19 protein-coding genes and 1 riboswitch are annotated in these 19,969 nt (G+C 48.3%); of the genes, 14 read left to right on the top strand and 5 right to left on the bottom strand.

The genetic code is table 11. From position 1 onward, the window contains the following. Window positions 1-10: 10 nt before the first annotated feature. Window positions 11-115, bottom strand: a riboswitch (TPP riboswitch). 182 nt (window positions 116-297) lie between these two features. Then, window positions 298-510, top strand: a complete 213-nt coding sequence (locus G3255_RS09460; RefSeq protein ID WP_211654246.1) for a hypothetical protein — start codon at window positions 298-300, stop codon at window positions 508-510. A gap of 63 nt (window positions 511-573) precedes the next feature. On the opposite strand, the gene G3255_RS09455 is transcribed toward G3255_RS09460, so the two are convergent. Beyond that, entirely contained in the window at window positions 574-2,034 is a 1,461-nt protein-coding gene (locus tag G3255_RS09455) for a protein adenylyltransferase SelO (protein ID WP_211654245.1), read from the bottom strand. 158 nt (window positions 2,035-2,192) lie between these two features. After that, window positions 2,193-3,308, bottom strand: a complete 1,116-nt coding sequence (citZ, locus tag G3255_RS09450; protein ID WP_058381083.1) for a citrate synthase — start codon at window positions 3,306-3,308, stop codon at window positions 2,193-2,195. 477 nt (window positions 3,309-3,785) lie between these two features. Between citZ and G3255_RS09445 the strand changes: the two genes are divergently transcribed. From G3255_RS09445 to G3255_RS09415, 7 genes are all read left to right on the top strand, one after another. Then, a complete protein-coding gene (locus tag G3255_RS09445) occupies window positions 3,786-4,577 on the top strand; it encodes a hypothetical protein (RefSeq protein ID WP_211654244.1) in 792 nt (263 codons plus the stop codon). Between the two features lie 210 nt (window positions 4,578-4,787). Then, a complete protein-coding gene (locus G3255_RS09440) occupies window positions 4,788-5,963 on the top strand; it encodes a M20 metallopeptidase family protein (RefSeq protein WP_211654243.1) in 1,176 nt (391 codons plus the stop codon). A gap of 11 nt (window positions 5,964-5,974) precedes the next feature. Next, complete coding sequence (locus G3255_RS09435; RefSeq protein ID WP_211654242.1) at window positions 5,975-7,303, top strand: amidohydrolase; 1,329 nt, start codon at window positions 5,975-5,977, stop codon at window positions 7,301-7,303. Further along, entirely contained in the window at window positions 7,284-8,531 is a 1,248-nt protein-coding gene (locus G3255_RS09430) for a M20 family metallo-hydrolase (RefSeq protein ID WP_211654241.1), read from the top strand. The genes G3255_RS09435 and G3255_RS09430 overlap by 20 nt, the downstream gene beginning before the upstream one ends. Further along, complete coding sequence (locus tag G3255_RS09425; RefSeq protein WP_211654240.1) at window positions 8,515-9,828, top strand: helix-turn-helix domain-containing protein; 1,314 nt, start codon at window positions 8,515-8,517, stop codon at window positions 9,826-9,828. Before G3255_RS09430 ends, G3255_RS09425 begins: the two co-directional genes overlap by 17 nt. A 21-nt stretch (window positions 9,829-9,849) precedes the next feature. After that, on the top strand, window positions 9,850-11,364 hold the full coding sequence (locus tag G3255_RS09420) for an AbgT family transporter (protein ID WP_211654239.1): 1,515 nt from the start codon (window positions 9,850-9,852) through the stop codon (window positions 11,362-11,364). A 189-nt stretch (window positions 11,365-11,553) separates the two neighbouring features. Further along, the gene (locus tag G3255_RS09415) at window positions 11,554-11,715 is read left to right on the top strand and encodes a hypothetical protein (RefSeq protein WP_211654238.1); all 162 of its coding nucleotides are present in this window, start codon (window positions 11,554-11,556) and stop codon (window positions 11,713-11,715) included. 88 nt (window positions 11,716-11,803) lie between these two features. On the opposite strand, the gene G3255_RS09410 is transcribed toward G3255_RS09415, so the two are convergent. Continuing rightward, entirely contained in the window at window positions 11,804-12,001 is a 198-nt protein-coding gene (locus G3255_RS09410) for a hypothetical protein (protein WP_058380680.1), read from the bottom strand. Window positions 12,002-12,354: 353 nt separating this feature from the next. Here G3255_RS09410 and G3255_RS09405 point away from each other — a divergent pair, with 353 nt between their 5' ends. From G3255_RS09405 to G3255_RS09380, 6 genes are all read left to right on the top strand, one after another. Then, window positions 12,355-12,783: an Hsp20/alpha crystallin family protein gene (locus tag G3255_RS09405; protein ID WP_211654237.1), complete on the top strand. Its 429-nt coding sequence runs from the start codon at window positions 12,355-12,357 to the stop codon at window positions 12,781-12,783. Window positions 12,784-12,878: 95 nt separating this feature from the next. Further along, the gene (locus tag G3255_RS09400) at window positions 12,879-13,358 is read left to right on the top strand and encodes a DUF2243 domain-containing protein (protein WP_211654236.1); all 480 of its coding nucleotides are present in this window, start codon (window positions 12,879-12,881) and stop codon (window positions 13,356-13,358) included. A gap of 4 nt (window positions 13,359-13,362) precedes the next feature. Then, window positions 13,363-14,145, top strand: a complete 783-nt coding sequence (locus tag G3255_RS09395; RefSeq protein WP_211654235.1) for a cytochrome c oxidase assembly protein — start codon at window positions 13,363-13,365, stop codon at window positions 14,143-14,145. Between the two features lie 123 nt (window positions 14,146-14,268). Further along, window positions 14,269-15,159, top strand: a complete 891-nt coding sequence (locus tag G3255_RS09390; protein WP_211654234.1) for an HNH endonuclease — start codon at window positions 14,269-14,271, stop codon at window positions 15,157-15,159. Window positions 15,160-15,493: 334 nt separating this feature from the next. Beyond that, window positions 15,494-16,480, top strand: coding sequence for a LacI family DNA-binding transcriptional regulator (locus G3255_RS09385; protein ID WP_211654233.1), 987 nt, complete (start codon window positions 15,494-15,496; stop codon window positions 16,478-16,480). 140 nt (window positions 16,481-16,620) lie between these two features. After that, a protein-coding gene (locus tag G3255_RS09380; protein ID WP_211654232.1) for an IS3 family transposase occupies window positions 16,621-17,948 on the top strand; the annotation gives its coding sequence in 2 pieces (ribosomal slippage) (window positions 16,621-16,999 and window positions 16,999-17,948; 1,329 coding nt in all). 74 nt (window positions 17,949-18,022) lie between these two features. Here the strand turns inward: G3255_RS09380 and G3255_RS09375 are convergent. Further along, window positions 18,023-18,754 carry a YqcI/YcgG family protein gene (locus tag G3255_RS09375; RefSeq protein WP_211654231.1) on the bottom strand — a complete coding sequence of 244 codons (732 nt, stop codon included), beginning with the start codon at window positions 18,752-18,754 and terminating at the stop codon, window positions 18,023-18,025. 176 nt (window positions 18,755-18,930) lie between these two features. Beyond that, complete coding sequence (locus G3255_RS09370; RefSeq protein WP_211654230.1) at window positions 18,931-19,932, bottom strand: ion channel; 1,002 nt, start codon at window positions 19,930-19,932, stop codon at window positions 18,931-18,933. Window positions 19,933-19,969 lie beyond the last annotated feature (37 nt).

Below are 19,969 nucleotides of genomic sequence, written 5' to 3'. Positions count from 1 at the left end.
GTAGTCATGTCGGAAAGTCACCGCACTTCCTCACGCAGGTCCTAACCTGATCGAGTCATAAGGGATCGGAGCGAAAGCTCTCATCTCAGCAAAATATGCACCCCCAGTGCAGAAAAACGGTATGCGGTTTTAAGTGTCGGGTTTTCCCGATGGCTAAAGTGTAAGTCAAATACTTTCCCAAGTAAAGGGATTCTACTATTTTCATCGAGAATGAGAAAATGATGGCTGAGGTGAATACTCCCTAAAAAATCGGGTAAACCTAAAGCAGACAAGCATTTGAGGAGGAATCCAATAACTATGGCATCAACAAAAAAATTCCGCGTCGTTTATCATTTCGGCGCAGGCGTCGAGGCGGTCAGCACCGTCGAAGCTGATACCCCGAAACAAGCGGTCAGCGGTTTGGATGCGGATGATTTCCGCGAATTTATCGGCGACAACGATACGTATTACCAATTCAAGATGGACGAAGTCAAAATGGTCAGTGTTAATGAAGTCACAGACGGCCAGTGATCGAACTGACAAGCGCCAGCAAGAAAATCCCCTGCCGAAGAAAAGGCAGGGGATTTTTAAACTTTATGTGCCGCAATAGGTCTGGTATGGCGGCGTTGAAGGCGGTGGCGGGGCCGTATAGGGCAGTTGCTCTTCGGAATGGGCATATGGATTCCGGAGGATCTCCAATAGTTTTTCCATTACCTGATAATCGCCTTGCGCTGCAGCTTCGAGTGCCGCTTCCACGCGGTGATTGCGCGGGATGACAGCCGGATTCCGGCTTTTCATCATTTCCAGGATTTCGTGTGCTGAGCGGCCTTCTTGCTGTTGGCGGGCTTTATAGCGGCTGTGCCAAGCTTTGAAATCCAGATCGTTTGCCAGTTGGGGCTCTTCTACTGCGTCGAAAGTCAAGGAACGGAATGTATTGGTATAATCCGCTTGCTTTTCTTGCATCAATTCCAGCAACGCATCTATCAGTTGTTCATCTTCTGGCATTTCGGTAAACAAGCCGAGTTTTTCGCGCATGCCTGCCAAATACAAGTTTTTTTGCAAACTGACATATTCCTCGAGCGCCCCTTGGAGAGACGCCAAGGCTTGTTTTTCAGGAATCTCATTTAACAGTGGAAACAGAGATTCCGCAAAACGAGCTAAATTCCATCCTCCGACGAGCGGCTGGTTGCGATAAGCATAACGGCCGCCGGCATCGATTGAGCTAAAGACCGCGGACTCATCGTAGCGGTCCAGAAAAGCGCATGGCCCGTAGTCGATTGTTTCACCGCTGATCGCCATATTGTCCGTGTTCATGACCCCGTGGACGAATCCTGCGAGCTGCCATTTCGTGATGAGTGAAGCTTGCTGTTGCGCGGTTTGGCGGAATAATTCGATGTAGCGGTCAGGCCCCGTGATGTCTGGGAAATGCCGTTTGATCGTGTAATCCGCCAAAGCTTTTAAATCTTCAGTCGAGCGATATTTCGCGGCGAACTGAAAAGTGCCGACACGGATATGGCTCGAAGCCACCCGTGTCAGGATCGCTCCAGACTCTGCGGAGTAGCGCTGGATTTTTTCTCCTGTCAATACGACTGCCAGGCTTCTGCTCGATGGAATCCCGAGCGCGTGCATGCCTTCACTGATAATGTATTCCCGCAGCATGGGACCGAGTGCCGCGCGGCCATCTCCGCTTCTCGAAAAGGGCGTGACGCCGGCGCCTTTCAATTGGATATCGAAAATCTCGCCATCCGGTGTATGCTGTTCGCCGATTAGGATGGCACGGCCATCGCCGAGCATCGTAAATTGGCCGAATTGATGGCCTGCATAGGCTTGGGCGAGCGGGAAGCTACCCTCGGGGAATCGATTACCCGCAAAAATCTCTAGCGAGTCGGAGCTATACAACTGCTCGGTATTTAGGCCAAGTGTTGTGGCCAGTGATTTGTTTGCGATGACCAGCTTTGGCGATACAACCGGGTTGGCTTCCATCGGGGCATATAAGGTTTTCGGCAGGCCAGCGTAACTGTTCTGCAATTTCCAGCCGATATCTGTGTAGTTCATGGGAGCGCCTCCTAATGTCAATTTTTCGTGCAACTCTTTTCTGTTATTATAGCCACAATGAAAAACATGAAACAAATATATGAGACTGGCTTGTGGAAATAGAAAAGCTTGAGCTGCTCACCTATCTAAAGGTGAGGCTCAAGCTTTCGGAATTCCTATTAACGTTCTTCAACCGGCACGTAGGTTTGCATGCCAGGCCCGATGTATTCCGCACGCGGGCGGATCAAGCGGTTGTTCGAGTATTGCTCCAGGATGTGCGCGAGCCAGCCCGACGCACGGGATACCGCGAAGATCGGCGTGAACAAGTCATGCTCGATGTTCAACGAGTGATAGACCGAAGCCGAATAGAAATCGACGTTTGGCGGAAGCGGTTTTTCGCTGGTCACCAATTCTTCGATTTTCACGGACATGTCATACCATTTCGATTCGCCGCGAAGCTCTGTGAGCTTTTGCGACATTTCGCGCAAATGTTTTGCACGCGGGTCGCCTTTTTGGTAGACGCGGTGGCCGAAGCCCATGATTTTCTCTTTGTTCGCCAGTTTTTCTTTGATGACCGGCTCGACGTTGTCGACAGAGCCGATTTCTGTGAGCATTTTCATGACTTGCTCGTTGGCGCCGCCGTGCAGCGGGCCTTTCAAGGCGCCGATTGCAGCGGTTACGCCGGAATAGACGTCGGACAAAGTCGCAACTGCGACACGCGCCGTGAACGTCGAAGCGTTCAGTTCGTGGTCAGCGTGAAGTACAAGCGCTTTATTGAACGCTTCGACTTCGATGTCTTTTGGCTCTTCGCCAGACAGCATGTACAGGAAGTTTGCCGCGAAGCTGTAATCCGTTTTCGGTTGGATCGGTTCTTTGCCGGCGCGGATGCGGCCGAATGCCGTCACGAGCGTCGAGATCTTCGCCTGGATTTTGATGGCTTTGCGGTAGTTCGCTGCGTCTTCCATGACTTCTGCTTCTTCGTCAAAGAGGCCAAGCATAGAGACCGCTGTACGGAGTGCCGCCATTGGGTGGACGTGCTTGATGTCGTATGTCTTGAAGTGGTCGAGCACCGCTTGCGGCACTGCCATGTTGTCAGCAAGCTGCTGTTTCAGCTCCGCTAGTTCGTCCGCCTTCGGCAAACGCTGGTGCCACAACAGGTAAATCACTTCTTCGAAGCTGGCGTTGTCCGCCAGGTCATCGATGTTGTAGCCGACGTATGTAAGGGTATCATCGATGATCGAGCTGATCGCCGATTGTGTTGCGACTACACCTTCTAAACCTTTTGATGATGTCATGTAAATCTCTCCTTTTTAATCGTTGTAGTTGCCAGTCGAGGGCTTTGAAGGGCTTTAGCTACTACGTTTTAAAGCGCTTTCATTCGGTTCTAAAAATAAAAACCGCTCTTTCTCGACATAATTTAACTGATTATTATGCAAGTTTACAGGATATAAGCAAATGGCAGGAGTTGTTGGGCTGAAACACAGAAATACGTCTTGAGGCAGTTAATTGATGCGCTGAACCATTGTATGCTGCTAATTGATCCGTTTCAAATGGCGTATTTAAGCAGATAGGGAATTCACAAGGATGAAAGCGGAAACGCTAACAAGATTTAGCAGAGTAAATGTTTACACCTTGCGGAAAAAGGGAAAAATCTCTTACTTGTATGTACTTGTAATATGGAAAAGATTTTTCATATAATAAGGCTAACCATATGAGAATGGAATGACTTGAAAAATGAAGGAAGATGGACATACAGAGAAGGAGTTAAACCATTGAAAACTACGGAACAAGGGATCCGCTATATTGAATTGATGGATGGGGAGCAAGAAATTGATATTCCCGCTATGGTGAAAACAGCAAAAACAGCTTATAAACCGTTTAATTTCAAAGATAAAATTGAGCTTCTTTTCTTTTATAGTGAACGCAAAGATTTCAGTCATGCGATCTTCACTGAATACGGAATTATCGATGATGAATTTGACGGCAAGAAAGCCGTCCATCATCCGTTTGGCGTCAAAAGCATCATCGGAATTGAAATATCAGGAGATGATACCATTCCCTTGATTGCTTTCGTTATTGGCCAGGCGATTGAACATTTCAAGCAGAACATGGACATCCGCCGTCACGCCGAATGGCAGGAGCTGGACAAAAGTGATAGCTATCAATGTTGGCAAACATACTTCTGCCAGGTCCACAGCACGATGGTTCGGCGCGGACAGGAAGGTTCGACAGATTTATTTTTGAAAACCTTGCCGTTTGTCTTGGCGAAAAAGGAAGACAGTTTTTCTGCGCCATATCTTACAGGGACATTCCGCCATGTGATCCACACTTTGAGCGAGCTGTACGTCATGAGGCAAGCAGGCGAAACGGAACAGGCAGATGACTATACGCAAACGATCAGGGAACTTACCGGTCCAGCATTCATGGAAATCTATGAGAAACTGTACACCGAACTGGCTGAATATTTGGAAACACTCGGCGTCAAATACAACGAAGTGCATGACATTTTGATTTTCACCGTTATCGAGCAGCGCAAAAATCAATTCGCCGCATTATACGAATAATTTATCTTTCCATACTATCCGGCCGTACTGGAGAATCAAAAGATTCCGATCTATAAAGAAGCCTTCGCTATAGCGGAGGCTTTTTTTTTTTGGACGGATATTCAGAAAAATCAAAATGGGGGTAGCATTTCATAAGACAAGTACGGTACACTTTCTATTAACGGAATGATTAAGGTTTATTTCCTTAAATACGAAAAGCAGGTGACAGCTATGAAACGACAAGCACAAGAGGTATTTGAAGAAGTTCGCGCGTTTCGCCGCCATCTCCACGAACAGCCTGAACTGAGCGGAGAAGAAATGGAAACTTCGAAGAAAATCCAAGAGAAGCTCGAAGCATACGGTATTCAATTCTTTAGTGGATTTGCAAAAACAGGTGTGCTCGGCGTTATTGAAGGCGGCAAGCCAGGGAAAACGGTCGGTTTGCGTGCCGACATCGACGCCTTGCCGATTACAGAGAAAGCAGATGTTCCGTTCAAATCCAAAGTTGACGGAAAAATGCATGCATGCGGCCACGATGCCCATACCGCTATGCTTTTGGGAGTTGGGAAATTGCTCCAGCAACAAAAAGACGAGATCGCAGGAACGGTACTGCTTATTTTTCAGCCAGCCGAAGAAAATGCGCCGACTGGCGGAGCAGACCAGATGATGGCTGATGGCGTGTTCAATCGATACCAGCCAGATGTCATATTGGCGCAGCACGTATGGCCTGGGCTTCCGGCTGGGCAAGTCGGCGTCATCGACGGGGCGATTATGGGGAATTCTGACCGTTTTCACGTAACGATCAACGGAGCGGGCGGCCATGCATCAATGCCACATCAGACAATTGATGCAATCGTTATCGCGAACCAAGTGATGTCGGCAATCCAGACCATCATCAGCCGAAATGCCAACCCGATGGACTCTGGGGTCATCACGATCGGAAAGATTTCGGGAGGCTACCGTTATAATGTCGTGGCGGATAGCGTGGTATTGGAAGGCACAATTCGTTCGTTATCAAATGAAACGAAGAAATTATTGAAAAAACGCTTCCACGAAGTCGTCAAAGGCACAGCTGAAATGATGGGCGGCTCGTGTGAAATCGATTATTCGGATGGATATCCGGCAACTGTCAACACGAAACGCTGGGCTGAAGTAGTCCGTGACTCTGCTACAAAGCAATTGGGCACGGAAGCTGTTCCTGAAGTGATCGGCAGCATGGCAGGCGAAGATTTCGGGCGCTTCTTGAAAAAATACGAAGGCGTTTATTACTGGCTCGGAACATCTGTTGGCGAACACCAAAAACCGCTTCATGACCCGGGCTTTATGATCGACGAACAGGCATTGCCGATCGGTACGGGCTTGATGGCACAAGCAGCGCTTGATGTACTCACGGAATTGAACAAATAGGGGGAATGGACATGGCAGATACTATTGATCGGTTTATGGAAGAAATAGAGCCACATCTTATGGAACAAAGGCGCAACCGGCATAAGTATCCCGAAATCGGATTTGCGGAATATGTGACGACGTATGAGTTAAGCGAACAACTGGCCGGTAAAGGTTTCGAATTGTTTTATGGTACCGATTTTTTGGCCAGTGATGAACGCATGGGTGTGCCGGATGAGCAATTTCTGGAACAACAAGAACAACGTGCACTCGACTATGGCGTCCCTCCTGATTTTCTGGAGCGGATGAAAGGCGGGCATACCGGATTTGCTGCTGTGCTCGATACTGGAAAAAAAGGGCCGAATTTCGCATATCGCTTTGATATCGATGCCTTGCCGATTGAAGAAGACGATACCTCAGGCCATGTGCCGGCTAAGCGAGATTTCCGCTCGGATGTTCCCGGCATGATGCACGCATGCGGCCACGATGGGCATGCCGCTGTCGGGCTCGGGCTGGCTGAATACCTAGCGAAAGAAAAAGACAACCTTCGGGGCAAATATACGATTTTATTCCAACCAGCCGAAGAAGGTGGGCGCGGGGCAAAGGCCGTTGTCGAGAAAGGCTGGCTCGATGATGCCAATTATTTCTTGAGCGGCCATGTCGGTATACATGATCTGCCGTCCGGGACCGTCGCCGCGGCCACGTCGAAGTTCTTGGCGAGTTCCAAAATCAACGCGAAATTCAGCGGCAAATCGGCGCATTCCGGATTAGAGCCGAATGCTGGGCGCAATGCTTTGCTCGCAGCGGCATCCGCCATAATGCATTTGCACGGCATTTCGCGCCATAAAGACGGGGCGACGCGCGTCAATGTCGGGACTTTGCACGCCGGCTCGGGACGCAATATCATCGCAGATCGTGCGTTGATGGAAATCGAGACGCGGGGCGAGACCAATGAATTGGATGAATACATGCAGGAAAATGCATTGCGCATCCTACAGGCGAGCGCAGCGATGTTTGATGTCGAAGTGGACATCGAGCATAGGGGGAAAGCGATTTCGGCAGATGCCGATTTTGAGTTCGCTGAAATTGTGGAACGTGCCTGTACTGCGTCGAAACGCTTGAACATTGTGTCGCATTTGCCAATCGGCGCATCAGAAGACGTTACCTATATGATGGAGCGCGTCCGCGAACGTGGCGGCAAAGCGACATTTATGATTTTTGCCAGCCCCTTGCCAGCCGGACATCACCACCCGCGCTTTGATTATGAGGAACAGGCCTTGTCGGCAGGATTGGAAACGTTGATCCGGACGACCGATTATTTGCTGAAGGAGGATGAGACCCGTGAAAAACTGGCTGATTGAGCAATTGCAGCGGATGAACTTAAGCAATGTATTGGTCCAGCCGCAAGGGTTTACGCGGGAAGGTTATACAGCGGAAGAAACAGAGGCCATCGAAGTCTTTAAAGCGATTGCTGAAGAATTGGGGCTCGACGTTTCAGAGGATGCCGCAGGAAATGTCATCGCCCGCTGGAACGTCACGGGCGGGAAAGCGGCAGTAGCAACAGGGTCTCATCTCGACACTGTGCCAAACGGCGGGGCATTCGACGGTGGCGCTGGTGTCGTCTGCGGACTTGGGGCTATCAAGATGTTGAAGGAAGCCGATTTTAAACCGCAGCGCCCCATCGAAATCATTTGCTTCCGTTCGGAAGAATCTTCGCGTTTCGGCGTCTCGACGATTGGCAGCAAAGCGATGAGCGGATTATTGGATCCATCCATCGGCACGCTTGAAGACCAGCATGGCGTCACACTCGCCCAAGCTGTCGAAAGCCAAGGATTCCTGTGGCAGGATCTCGTCAACGCGAAGCGCCCGAAACACGAGTTGGAATGCTTTGTCGAGTTGCATATCGAGCAAGGGATGCACATCGTCAATCATGAAAAAGATTATGGGGTAGTGAAAGGCGTCGCTTGCCCCGTGCGTTTAGCGGTTACTTTCAACGGAAAAGCGGGACATACGGGAACGACGCCAATGGACCAAAGGCAAGATGCACTGGCTGCCGCCGCGCCGTTCATTTCATTCGTCCAGGAGACGGCGCTTCAAATGAATGATGCCTACGAAAAATCACTGGTCGCGACCGTGTCGACCTTGACGGCCTCGCCGAATTCGATGAACGTCATTCCCCAAACGGTCACCGCAGGAGTCGATATCCGCAGTGTGGATGATGTATTGAAAAAGAAGATGGCAGATGCCGTACAGAGCGAAGCGAAGCGCATTGAAGAAACGACAGGCGTGAAGATTGATATCGAAGTGCTGGTCGACAACCCATCTGTTTTGCTCGATGACGGAATCGCCCAGCAATTGGTCGATGCCGGCGATCACGAAGCCTATTTGGCGCATCGGATGGACAGCGGCGCAGGGCATGATGTCATGAACATGGCGCAAGCTTGGCCAAGCGGTTTGCTGTTTATCCCTTGCAAGGATGGACTGAGCCATCACCCTGACGAATTTGCCACTGCTGAAGATTTGAAGATGGGCGTCGAATTATTGTCCCGCTTTTTGATGGAGGCTACTGCAAATGAGAGAGATCGTTAAAGTTGGGCTGATCGGGCCAAATGATTCGGTCAATGAAACGATGAAAGCAGCTGGCAGCTTGGAAGGCATCGAGCTCATTCCCTTCATTTATCAGCATACGGAAGAAACGAAAAACATCATCAACCAACATTCAGCACGCATCGGCCATTGGCTCTTTTCAGGCCCGGCGCCTTATCATTTTGCTTTGAAAGAAAAGCTAATCGATGCGGATCATGCGGATTATATCCTGCTGCATGGGTCAAGCCTGCTCGGGACGATGCTCGATGCTTTTATGCAAGAAGGCGCTGTGTTATCGAGCATCAGTGTCGATTCGGTTCCGCGCCGCGAAGTGCTGAAAATGCTCAAGGATTTCGACTTGGAAAAATTGGAGATTCATACCGCGCCGGAGCTCGGCTATATCCCGGCTGAAGAATTGATCGACTACCACGAGAAATTGTATCGCTCAGGGCATATACAAGCAGCGCTCACTTGCGTCCACGCCGCCTATAACGGCTTAAAGGAGCGCGGTGTGCCTGTCTACCGGATCAGCGTATCGGAACTCGCCGCCCACCGTGCGATTTCAGTCATTAAGGAAAGAAGCCTGTCAGACTTGTACCGAATGAAGCAATTGGCGATGATTGGCATCGAAATCATCTACCCGAGCCAAGCGCAGCAGCGCAAAACGCCGTTCAAGATCGAACGGCAGGAACTGGCGATGAACCGGGTGCTCATCGATTTTGCCGAAGAAGTCAAAGGCTCAAAAGTCGGAATGGGCAATGGCATTTACTTCATCTATACGACTCGCGGAGAATTGGAGCTTTACAGCAAATCACATCATCCGGAAGAGCTGAAGGAAGAGATTTTTGCCAACAGCAAGTTCCAGGTCCGCATCGGCATCGGCTATGGCCGGACCGTCACAGAATCCGAGCAGAATGTCCGGCTGGCGCTTGACTACGCCCGAGAAAAAGAGAACGGCGTGGTCATCAATATCGACGAAGGCGGAAAAGTGACGGAAATCAACTCATCAGGCGACCGCCTTCGCTACAGCCGCCGCAGTTCCGAGTCGAAATGGCAGGAAGCGCTGAAAGGCGCAGCGATCAGCCAGACCGTCATTTCCCGCATTGAATCATTGTCCCATCATTATGCGAAAGTTGAACTCACCGCCTTGGAATTATCGCAATGGATGAACAGCACAGAACGCAATGCGCGCAGGATCTTAACGGAGCTTGAGAGCATCGGCCTCGTCGAAGTGGCGGGGGAAGAAGCTGGGCGTCGCGGCCGGCCGCGGAAATTGTACCGTTTGTTATTCGGTGCATAAAACGAAAAGGGAGGAATGGGAATGGCAACATCGACTGAACAACAAGACAAAAAAGGATTTTTGAATTTCATTGAAAAGTGGGGCAACCGCTTGCCCGATCCATTCTTCATTTTTGTATACTTAGCAGTTTTTGTCGTATTGCTGTCATGGCTGGTCAGTTCACTTGGTACGACCGTCGTCCATCCGGGAACGGGCGAGGAACTGGCGATTCAAAGCATCGTTTCAGGCGAAGGGATCCGTTATATCCTCGCAGAGACGATCAACAACTTCACTGGCTTTGCACCACTCGGGCTTGTGCTCGTCATGATGCTCGGAATCGGCTTGGCTGAACGTGTCGGACTGATGGAGACCGCCATCAAAAAATCCATCCTGAATGCACCGAAATCACTGATCACTTATGCGGTCATTTTCACAGGGATCATGGGGAACTTGGCGTCAGACGCCGCCTTTATCCTAGTGCCGCCGCTTGCGGCAATGGTCTTCGCTTCTGTCGGGAGGCATCCACTCGCAGGACTTGCGGCAGGATTTGCCGGAACCGGCGCTGGGTTTACAGCAAATATCCTGATTACCGGTACAGACGCACTGCTATCTGGGATTTCCACAGAAGCTGCCAGAGCCATCGATGATACCATGGTCGTAACACCTGTCGATAACTGGTATTTCATGAGTGCTTCCGTTATCGTTATGGCGATCGTTGGGGCGATCATTACCGAAAAATTGGTCGAACCGCGCCTTGGTACATACACGGGCAAAGCCGATAATTCATTTGAACCGGTGACGAAACAGGAAAACAAAGGCTTGCTGAATGCCGTTATCGCGGGGGCTGTATACATCGGCTTAATCGTCTTATTGTTGTTCTTCCCAGGTTCACCTGTCCGCAATGAAGACGGCGGTATCATCCCGTCGCCATTCCTTTCTGGCATCGTGCCAATTATTCTGTTCTTCTTCATTACAGTGGCTGTCGCATACGGCATCACCGTCAAGAAAATCACCGAATCCAAAGACATTCCTGCTTATATGGGAGATGCCATTAAAGACATGTCCGGCTATATCGTCTTGATCTTCGCCGCAGCCCAGTTTATTAGTTATTTTAACTGGAGCAACCTGGGCATCTGGCTCGCCGTCAACAGCGCTGAATTCTTGACGAGCATCAATATGACAGGCTTGCCGGTCATGGTTGGCTTCAGTGTTCTCGCCGCATTGTTGAATCTATTGATTTTCAGTGGATCTGCACAATGGGCATTGATGGCACCGATTTTCATCCCGATGTTCATGCTGCTGGATTATCATCCGGCATTTGTCCAATTGGCGTTCCGCATCGCGGATTCATCGACGAATATCATTACGCCGCTCAATCCTTATATTTTGATCGTGCTCGCCTTCATGCGCGAATACGACAAAAAAGCGGGACTCGGCACCTTGATTTCTTTGATGTTGCCGTATAGTCTTATCTTCTTCGGCGTATGGCTTGTCATGATGATCATCTTCGCCTTGACTGGGATTCCGATCGGGCCAGGGATTAGCTTACGCATGTAAAAGAAAAATCCGCCTCTCGCAGGCGGATTTTTGACAGTTAGGAAGCAATACAAGCTGCATCTACAGCTACTTGGAGAGCGCAGCAACAGAAAATCGCTCATATTGAAAGTTTTTTCCGTTTGTTAATAGTTTGTTCATAGTTGCCCTGTATACTGGTCTAGGAAGTCATCCGAGTGGAGGGTGTGTCGAATGAACCGTCAATCCAATCAAATGAAGCAGTTAAAGAGAATGTTCGATGAATCGTATGAAGTGTGCAGAAAAACCAACGGGGCCATTGTTTCCGAACTGCGAAAACAAGGCGTTAACGCTTCACTATGCAAAAAGCCGGCAATTCTTGGGCCGTTTGCCTAAACTTTAGCACATGCCGCGAATGAACTTGAAATGACCAACAAAAAAAGCTGTCCCTGCTGCCGATTCGGCAGAGGGGCAGCTTTTTCAGTTAATAGCTAAGCCCTTTTTCGTAAAGCCACATTTTCAGGCTCCCGAATGAAGGGAAGGAGATGGATTCGCCGGTTTCAGGATGCTCGGCGCGGACGATGATGTCCAATTCGTTCGGTGTAAAAGACCAGCCTTCTTCCATAAGGGAACGTACTACTTTCACCATCATGCTCGAACCTTTTATTGTACCCATTTCCATCGCTATCATCTCCTTCAGTGATATCTCCCATTATAACAGGGAAATCATTATAAGTAGTACACATATGCTTTCTGTAGTATTCCTGTAATTCATATTTTTTAAACCTCACGAGTGCCGCATCTTATACATAACTACCCGAGGAACCCGAGGGAATTCGATAAGTGAAGGGGTCTATGGAAAGCAAACAAAAGAAAAACAGGACACGGAAGGATAGAATAGAAACTTCTTAATTCTGAATTGTTAGAAAATTGTTTGACTTCTAAGTATAAAGTTCTATAATGCAATTAGTAAGATAATTATTTTATGAAAATCTGGCCTATTAGACCTAATTAAAGAAATGAGGAGGAATAATGATGAAACTTATGCCAAGAAAAAGGGAAGATTTTTTCCCGAAACTATTCCAGAGCGATTTGGATTCGGATTTCTTTGACCGGTTCTTCAAGGAAAGCAATTACCCTCAGGTCGATGTAAAAGAGGCAGACGGAAAATATGAAGTAGTGGTCGATGTTCCAGGTTTTTCGAAAGATGATATTCAAGTTGATTTTAAAGACGGGTATCTAACTATCAGCGGAAAAAAAGAACAGAGCTCAGAAACTTCAGAAGACGAAGGACATTATATCCGCAAGGAACGCTCTTTTGGCTCCTTCAAGCGAAGTTTTTATATCGGTGATGTAGATGACCAGGCCATCAAAGGAAATTTCAAGGATGGCGTCTTGGAACTGACTGTACCAAAGCCGGCAGAAAAAGAATCCGGCAATGGCAAACGTATCGAAATCGAGTGAAGAGCCTGGCCAGAGGCTCTTTTTTTCGTTTCCATAAAAACTGATTGGGTACATATTAGGTAAGGATGGCTATTGTCAGAAGGAGAGGTGTGGAGATGGAAAAGGCGGAACAATCGAAAGTTGGAGAAATAAGCTCACGGCTCAATAAAAGGAATTTTTGGGCGGGTTTACTGTTCGGGATCGGCTTTATGGCATTTGTCGATGAAGTTATTTTTCACCAGTTGCTCCAATGGCATCATTTCTATGATTTGGCGACCCCACAAATCGGCATTTTTGCAGACGGCTTGTTGAATTCTTTTGCTTGGTTTGCAGCGATCGGCGGGCTATTTATGTTCGCAGACTTGAGAAGGCGGCAAGCGCTCCGCATGCGGTATTGGATTGGCTCTATCCTCATCGGCGCCGGGGCATTCCAGCTGTTTGACGGCATCATTGACCATAAGGTGTTCAGGATTCACCAGGTACGTTATCAGGTGGAATTATGGCCATATGACTTGAGCTGGAATTTGTTTGGCGCAGCTTTGCTAATTGCCGGGATCATCCTTGCAAAATCCGCCAAGGAAAGGCGGTCCGCATAAAGCGATGATCCACCATTACCTCGGCCCCATAGAACCTTGGTTTCAGCTGACAGCAGCGTTATTGCTTGCCTGGGCGATGATGTTTTACCCGATGCTTGCGATTTGGACCAACGAACGCTATAAAAAATGGCCCACCCACCGTTACATGTTTTGGTTCGCTGGCGTGATCACGGCAAGCGCTTCATTAGTCGGCCCTTTGGCGAACACAGCGCATACAAGTTTTTCCGCCCATATGATAGTGCATTTGCTACTCGGCATGCTGGCACCGCTATTATTGCTGCACGGCAAACCATTGACGTTGATGATGAGGGGCTTGCCGACACAATCTGCACGCCGCTTGAGCCATCTATTGAATAGCCGATTCATTTCAATCGCCAGCCATCCCATCAGCACCGCTTTCTTGAATTTTGGTGGATTGGTTATTCTTTATAGAACGGATCTGTTCGTGTGGATGCACCAATCAACATGGGTTTACGCCTTGGTCCATATTCATGTTTTACTGGCAGGCTATGTATTCACTTGGTCAATCTTATACACTGACCTGACTGGCCATCGGCATTCGTTCCGTATGCGCGCAGCGGTTTTGATCGTGGCGTTTGCAAGCCATAAAGTGTTGGCGAAGTCGCTTTACGCGATGCCTCCGGCTGGAGTCACTACCGGAGATGGGGAAATGGGAGCGCTGATCATGTACTATGGGGGCGATGTCATCGATTTGGCACTCATTATCCTTTTTTGCTTGAGCTGGTACAAGGCGACTGCACCCGGTCGAATCGCCCGTGCCGTTTGATGGCCATTTCCTTTTAGGAGATGGTTTTTTTCTTGGCCTTCAGTGGTTTTGTTGGCAGTGTGACCGGGCGAATTCGGCAAAATGATGGTAGAATAGAAGAAAGCAATGGTCAGGAGGCACGTAATGAATAGCTACATCGTCATGCAGGGGGAAACCTATAGAGAAGAAAAGCGCCTCGGAATTCTCCGGGCGCCTATGAAAGATAAATCAGGGGCCACGCCACATTCGTGGGAACGCGTAAAATCGCTGCAAAAAGGGGATCGGACCTTCCATTACGTCAGGGGGGCACTTGTTGCAGTCGGCACCATCCAAGAAGATGCCCGCGAGCAGGCAGCAGGTACGCCAGAAGCTGAATGGCTTGCGCCTTGTGAATATTTGGAACTTGACGACCCATTGGAAATTGCGTCTTGCATCAAAATAGTGGCAGAACATTTGCCAATCAAGTATTCCGCTTTTCAGCCGGACGGCAATGGCAACTCAGGCTATGTATATCCGTGCAATGAGTCATTGGCATTGGTGTTTTTGGAATTATTGTCGTCATCCAAATGGCGAAATATCGAGCAATTGGAGTTTGTTTACGATGCCGTGCGTGAGGAAAAATACAATTCCTTGACTGCCTGGATGATGGATTCCGAATACTTGCTGCGGCGAAAGTTCAGGGACTTGAAGAGGCAGTTTAAAGCAGTGCAACTGGAGCGTTGGGACAATAAATGTGCCATTTGCGGCCTCGATAACCCTGCGCTGCTGAAGGCAGCCTACAGCAAACCTTGGAAAGACAGCAGTGATGCAGAACGGATAGACCCAGCGAATGGCGTGTTATTATGCGCCAATCATGCAGCGCTTTATGAAAGCGGGCAAATTTCCTTTACCGGAGCCGGTACGCTGAGGATGTCAGCAGCCATTCAACCACAAGCGAGCCAGTATAGCTTGAAAAAAAATATGCGCATCCCTGCCAAGCAGTCAAATACAGCCTTTTTCAGGTGGCATAGAAATAATTTTTTTAATGGTGAATAGTCAGTAGAACGCACAGCAATTGCTGTGCGTTTTTTATATTTAAAAAAATATTCATAAAAAACGGCTCCAGAACAATGATCGAGTGGGTTGGTTAGTTATGAATGAATAATAATTTCATTTATACTGAATATAAATGAATAGAAATATACCGTTAGTTTTTATGGTTAAGTTATTCATTTTAAAACACTGCGGATCCATCGCACGGTCTGTTTTTCTGAAAGTGAGTTCTCTGGTGAAATTAATGGGAGATCATTTTTTGAATATTACCCTGAATATTGAAGTTTGATGTGGTATAGTATATTCAATAAAATAATGAATAGAAAGGGTGGCAAAAATGGTCTCGACTACAGAAGTTGCAAAGCATGCAGGAGTCTCTCAAACGACAGTATCCCGGGTATTGAATAGGCCGGAGCAAGTTAAAAAGGAGACTTATGACAAAGTGATGAAAGCCTTAGCTGAATTGGATTACGGTAATGCCAGCGCTGCAAACGTACAACCCACCGAAACGTCAAAACACATAGCTGTGCTTTTTTCGAAGGAGTGCGCACCTGAAGAATTCGCCCGCTTGCGCGAATTTAACGAATTGGCACAGGCATATGGCTACCAGCTGACGGGCCATGCATTGACTGGCAGTGAATCAGTGGAAGACAGCAGAGCTTTAGTGAATGGGGTTGCTGGCGTCATCGGAATTGGCGCCCTTCCGGTTGAACTGAAGGATTATTTAAGTGAAACAACTGCCTTTTTGCAAGCCGAAGAAGCTGCGGATGAAGGGAAACCATTTGACGGGCGTAAAGCGGCATATCTTGCTACAAGTCATCTTGCTGAAAAAGATCATCAACAGATCGCTTGGGTGGGGGGAGATTTACCGGATGGCGGCGAAAGGCTTCAAGGATACTATGAAGCCATGGCGCATCATCAATTGAAGCTGAGAAAAAAACGAGTTCATTCGGTTCAAAGCTCAGCGGATTTCGATGCCATTGCGGCTGAATTGCGTTCCTTCAAAAAACCGACTAGCGCGTTTGTTGCTGCAAGTTATGAAGACGGTCTGCACTTACTCAATTCCTTGAAAAGCGCCGGATTCAAAGTGCCGAAAGATATCAGCATCGTGGTGGTAGGGGGGGCAGAAGAAGGCGATGGCGCTGAATTGACTGCCGTCAAGCCGCCATCCACTATACAGCCATTTGCCCAACAGGTAGTTGACCGCCTGCTTCAGCAAATCGAAAGAAACGAAACGGAAATGCAAGCTGTCGAGGACGAGCTGCAGCTCGAAAAGGGCACAACAGTGAAAAAGTTTAAGGAGCGGCAAAAAAATAAAGCTTGAGCATAGAAAAAAGCGCCCATACAGCAATATGAACTGAACCCCAAATGGTAGACACTTTAAAAAGTGCCCCCCATTTGGGGTTTTTTCTGTTTTCAGACCCCGGTATACTAAACATATCTACTGGAACGGGAGAGGTTGTTATGAGTAAAATTATCTTTAACGAACACCAACGACGCATCTTGGAAGCGAACCCGAATGTTAAAACGGTCACCGATCGAACGATTCAATACATCCCTGAATTTAAGGTGAAGGCTGTCCAAGAGAATTTGCAAGGCAAAGGACCGTCGCAAATCTTTGTTGAAAACGGATTCGACCTGATGGTCATTGGGGCGAAAAAACCCAAAGAGACATTGAAGCGTTGGCGGAAAACATTCGACCTTTATGGCGAGGAAGGGTTTTGGGAAGAGCGCCGTGGAAAAGGCAGTACCGGCCGGCCTTCTACCCAAGAACTCTCTGCCGAGAAACAGCTGGAGAAGGCGGAAGCACGCATCAAATATCTGGAAGCCGAAAATGAGTTGCTAAAAAAGCTCGAGGAACTCGAGAGGCAGGCGAAGAAACGCAGTTGACCCCAGCGGAAAAATTCGAAGCGATCAATGCAGTGGTCCGGAAATTCCGACTGAAGAATTTGGTGGGGGCTTTGTGCCAAACAGCGGAAGTCAGTCGAAGTGGCTACTATGCTTGGCTGAAGAAAGTGGAACAGCATGCCATTCGCGAAGAACAGGACTATGAAGATTACCTGTTGCTGAAAAGCATCTACGATGCGCATCGTGGGAAAGTCGGGTATCGCACCTTTTATATGATCCTTACTGAACTGCTGGAAACGCCGATGAATCATAAGAAAATCTTACGTCTCATGCGCAAATTCAATCTCTTTGCCAAAATCCGGCGAGCGAATCCTTATAAGCAAATCGCCAAAGCCACACAGGAACACGCCGTCTGTCCAAACCTGTTAGACCGTAAGTTTAAACTAGACGAACCCGGCAAGGTCTTCGTCACGGATATAACGTATCTCCCTAACCGTTCGGGACAGATGGCGTATCTGTCCGCTGTGAAAGATGTCGCCACCCGCGAAATCGTCGCCTACGAAGTGACGACGACGCTTACGATGGAAATTGTGTACCGCACGTTAAGAAAACTGAAGGAAGCATTGGATGACAATGTTCACCCGGAAGCGATGATCCATTCCGATCAAGGCTTCCACTACACCCACCCCGAATACCAACGACGCGTGAAGAAAATGAAATTGACCCAATCGATGTCCCGCAGGGGCAACTGTCTCGACAACGCCCCCATCGAATCGTTTTTTGGTCACTTTAAAGATGATGTCGACTTTAAACAGGCAACCAGCCTAGAGGAATTGAAAGCACTGGTGGATGAGTACATGGCGTATTACAATGGAACGCGCAAACAATGGAATCTAAAAAAGATGACTCCGGCACAATACCGAAGTCATCTGATCGCAGCCTAGCTGCCGGGTGCTTTTATTAAATTGTCCACAAAATGGGGCTCAGTTCAATACTGTATGGGCGCTTTTTTTACTGGTTAAAGTTCTTTATGGGAAAACGGGCATTTGCCTTTGACCGGCTCAACATCATCCCCGATGAAGAACTGCTTCCATTCATTATGTTCAGGGTCGCCAAAATGGCTAATGTCTGGATGGGTCGGCAATTCATCCCATTTCTCAACACGTTCCCTTACCTTCTCGCGCGACATGATGCCGCCTTTTTCGGTCCCCGTCAGCCCTTCGAAAATCCTTCTTGGCTGGAACCCGAGCACCATCGAATTGCCAAGGTGGCGCGTGCGGCGCTGTTTATAGGCAGGAGCGTTGCCAAAGATGAAAATGGGCTCCCCTTTGAAGTTGAAATCCCATAAATAATGATCCGGATCCCGCGGCGCTTGTTCCGGCCATTCGGTATCGTCCATATCATGAAGATACTGCAGTATCTCCCAGAACTGCTTGCGGTAAGCATCTAGCGGCCCTTCGTTTTCAAATGGTTCCACAAACACAAACAGCCCATGCCGCTTATGTTTCGGGTCTTCGAATAAAGTCAAAAATTCCGCAACGGCTCCAGGCAAGTTTGACCAATCGTCTTGGCTTATGTATGCATAGCGCAGCTCACTTTTCAACTCGCCGCTTCTGCCGAAATAACACGGGAAGGTCTTGTCTGTAACCGTTTCATGAAAGGTTTTATATTCGCGCAGCAACCAGTCGGGCAAGTCGTGGCGGTTTGTGAAATCTTCTTTTGTCAATAAAGTAGGTATGGTCGTTTGCATTACTTAGCCTCCAATTTCAAAATCTCATCCTTCCAATTGTTCCCTGAATTATTTTAATTGAAACACCCTTTGTTTATTTAGTTGTTGGAAATAACGACAAAAACAGAAAATGAAAAAGCGCCAGGAAAATGCGCTTTTTCATCACCAGTTATTCAATTTTTTAAGGCAATTCCAATTCATTCAAGGTCGTTTGCTGTGCCTGGCCACTCTTCGCCTGTCATTTCCACGAGGCCGAGAAGCTTTCTTCTGCGCAGTTCAAATGATTCCATCGTTTTTTCATAGCTTTCTGCATCAATTGTTGGGATCGTCCCATCGAGATTTGCCAGCACTTGATGGGGCGGAACCACGGTGGATGCATCGATGGATGAGCTATGCAAGGTATCCAAATAACTGGTGATGGTGCTTGAGAGTTCCTGCATCAATAAAGCATTAGGCTGAATATCCTCCGGTATGCCATGCTTCAAGAAAGTCAATGATTCATCAAGTACGACGATATTAACCGGCAGTGAACGGTCATGCGTCGAGCTGCGGTAATAATGGAGTACGGGGTAAGCGTTGTATTTTGATACGGCATCGCTTAATTCATTCGCGAACGTATCGAGCAATAGATTGAGGTTGTCGAAATTCTTCCCGTTCCATGACTTGTTGACAAAGGAAGCGGGATCCATTGCAATGCCGCTAATGCTCGAGGCAAGCGAGCGTTTTTCTGACACGGCGCTCAGCACTTGCAGCAAATAAGTCACGCCGAAGGTAATGAATAGCATGCCGGTACCGGTCGCAAAGATTGCTACGATCTGCCAGATGCCATCATCCGGGGAGAACTCGCCGTTGCCGAGTGTAAAGATTAAGTAGCCTGCAAAATAAGCATATTCAACCCACGACAAGGGCCCGCCGTCCTTAGTATCGACGATCATGTCGGAACTGGCAAAAATGAACGTCCAGCCTGCCCATAATAGGAAAATCCATGTCGCCAAGGTGGAGACCAAAATAATCGGCCCCGCGAGGCTCAGGAATTTCGAGTTATTCCGGCTCACTTGCTTATGGAGCGTCCAGTAGGCGGAAGTGAGCTTATGGGTCAATGGGCCGGCGCCGCCATCGACCCATAAAGTCGTCCAGATGAAATCGATCAGTGTGAGGACGACGATGATGATGCCGATAAGTAGATAAAACTGATCCATCAACATTCCTCCTTATCTGTTCTACTTGTCCATACCC

Origin of the sequence: Planococcus sp. MSAK28401 (genome assembly GCF_018283455.1) — a bacterium.
Classification (GTDB): domain Bacteria; phylum Bacillota; class Bacilli; order Bacillales_A; family Planococcaceae; genus Planococcus; species Planococcus alpniumensis.
This window is presented reverse-complemented; position numbering and strand designations above follow the sequence as displayed.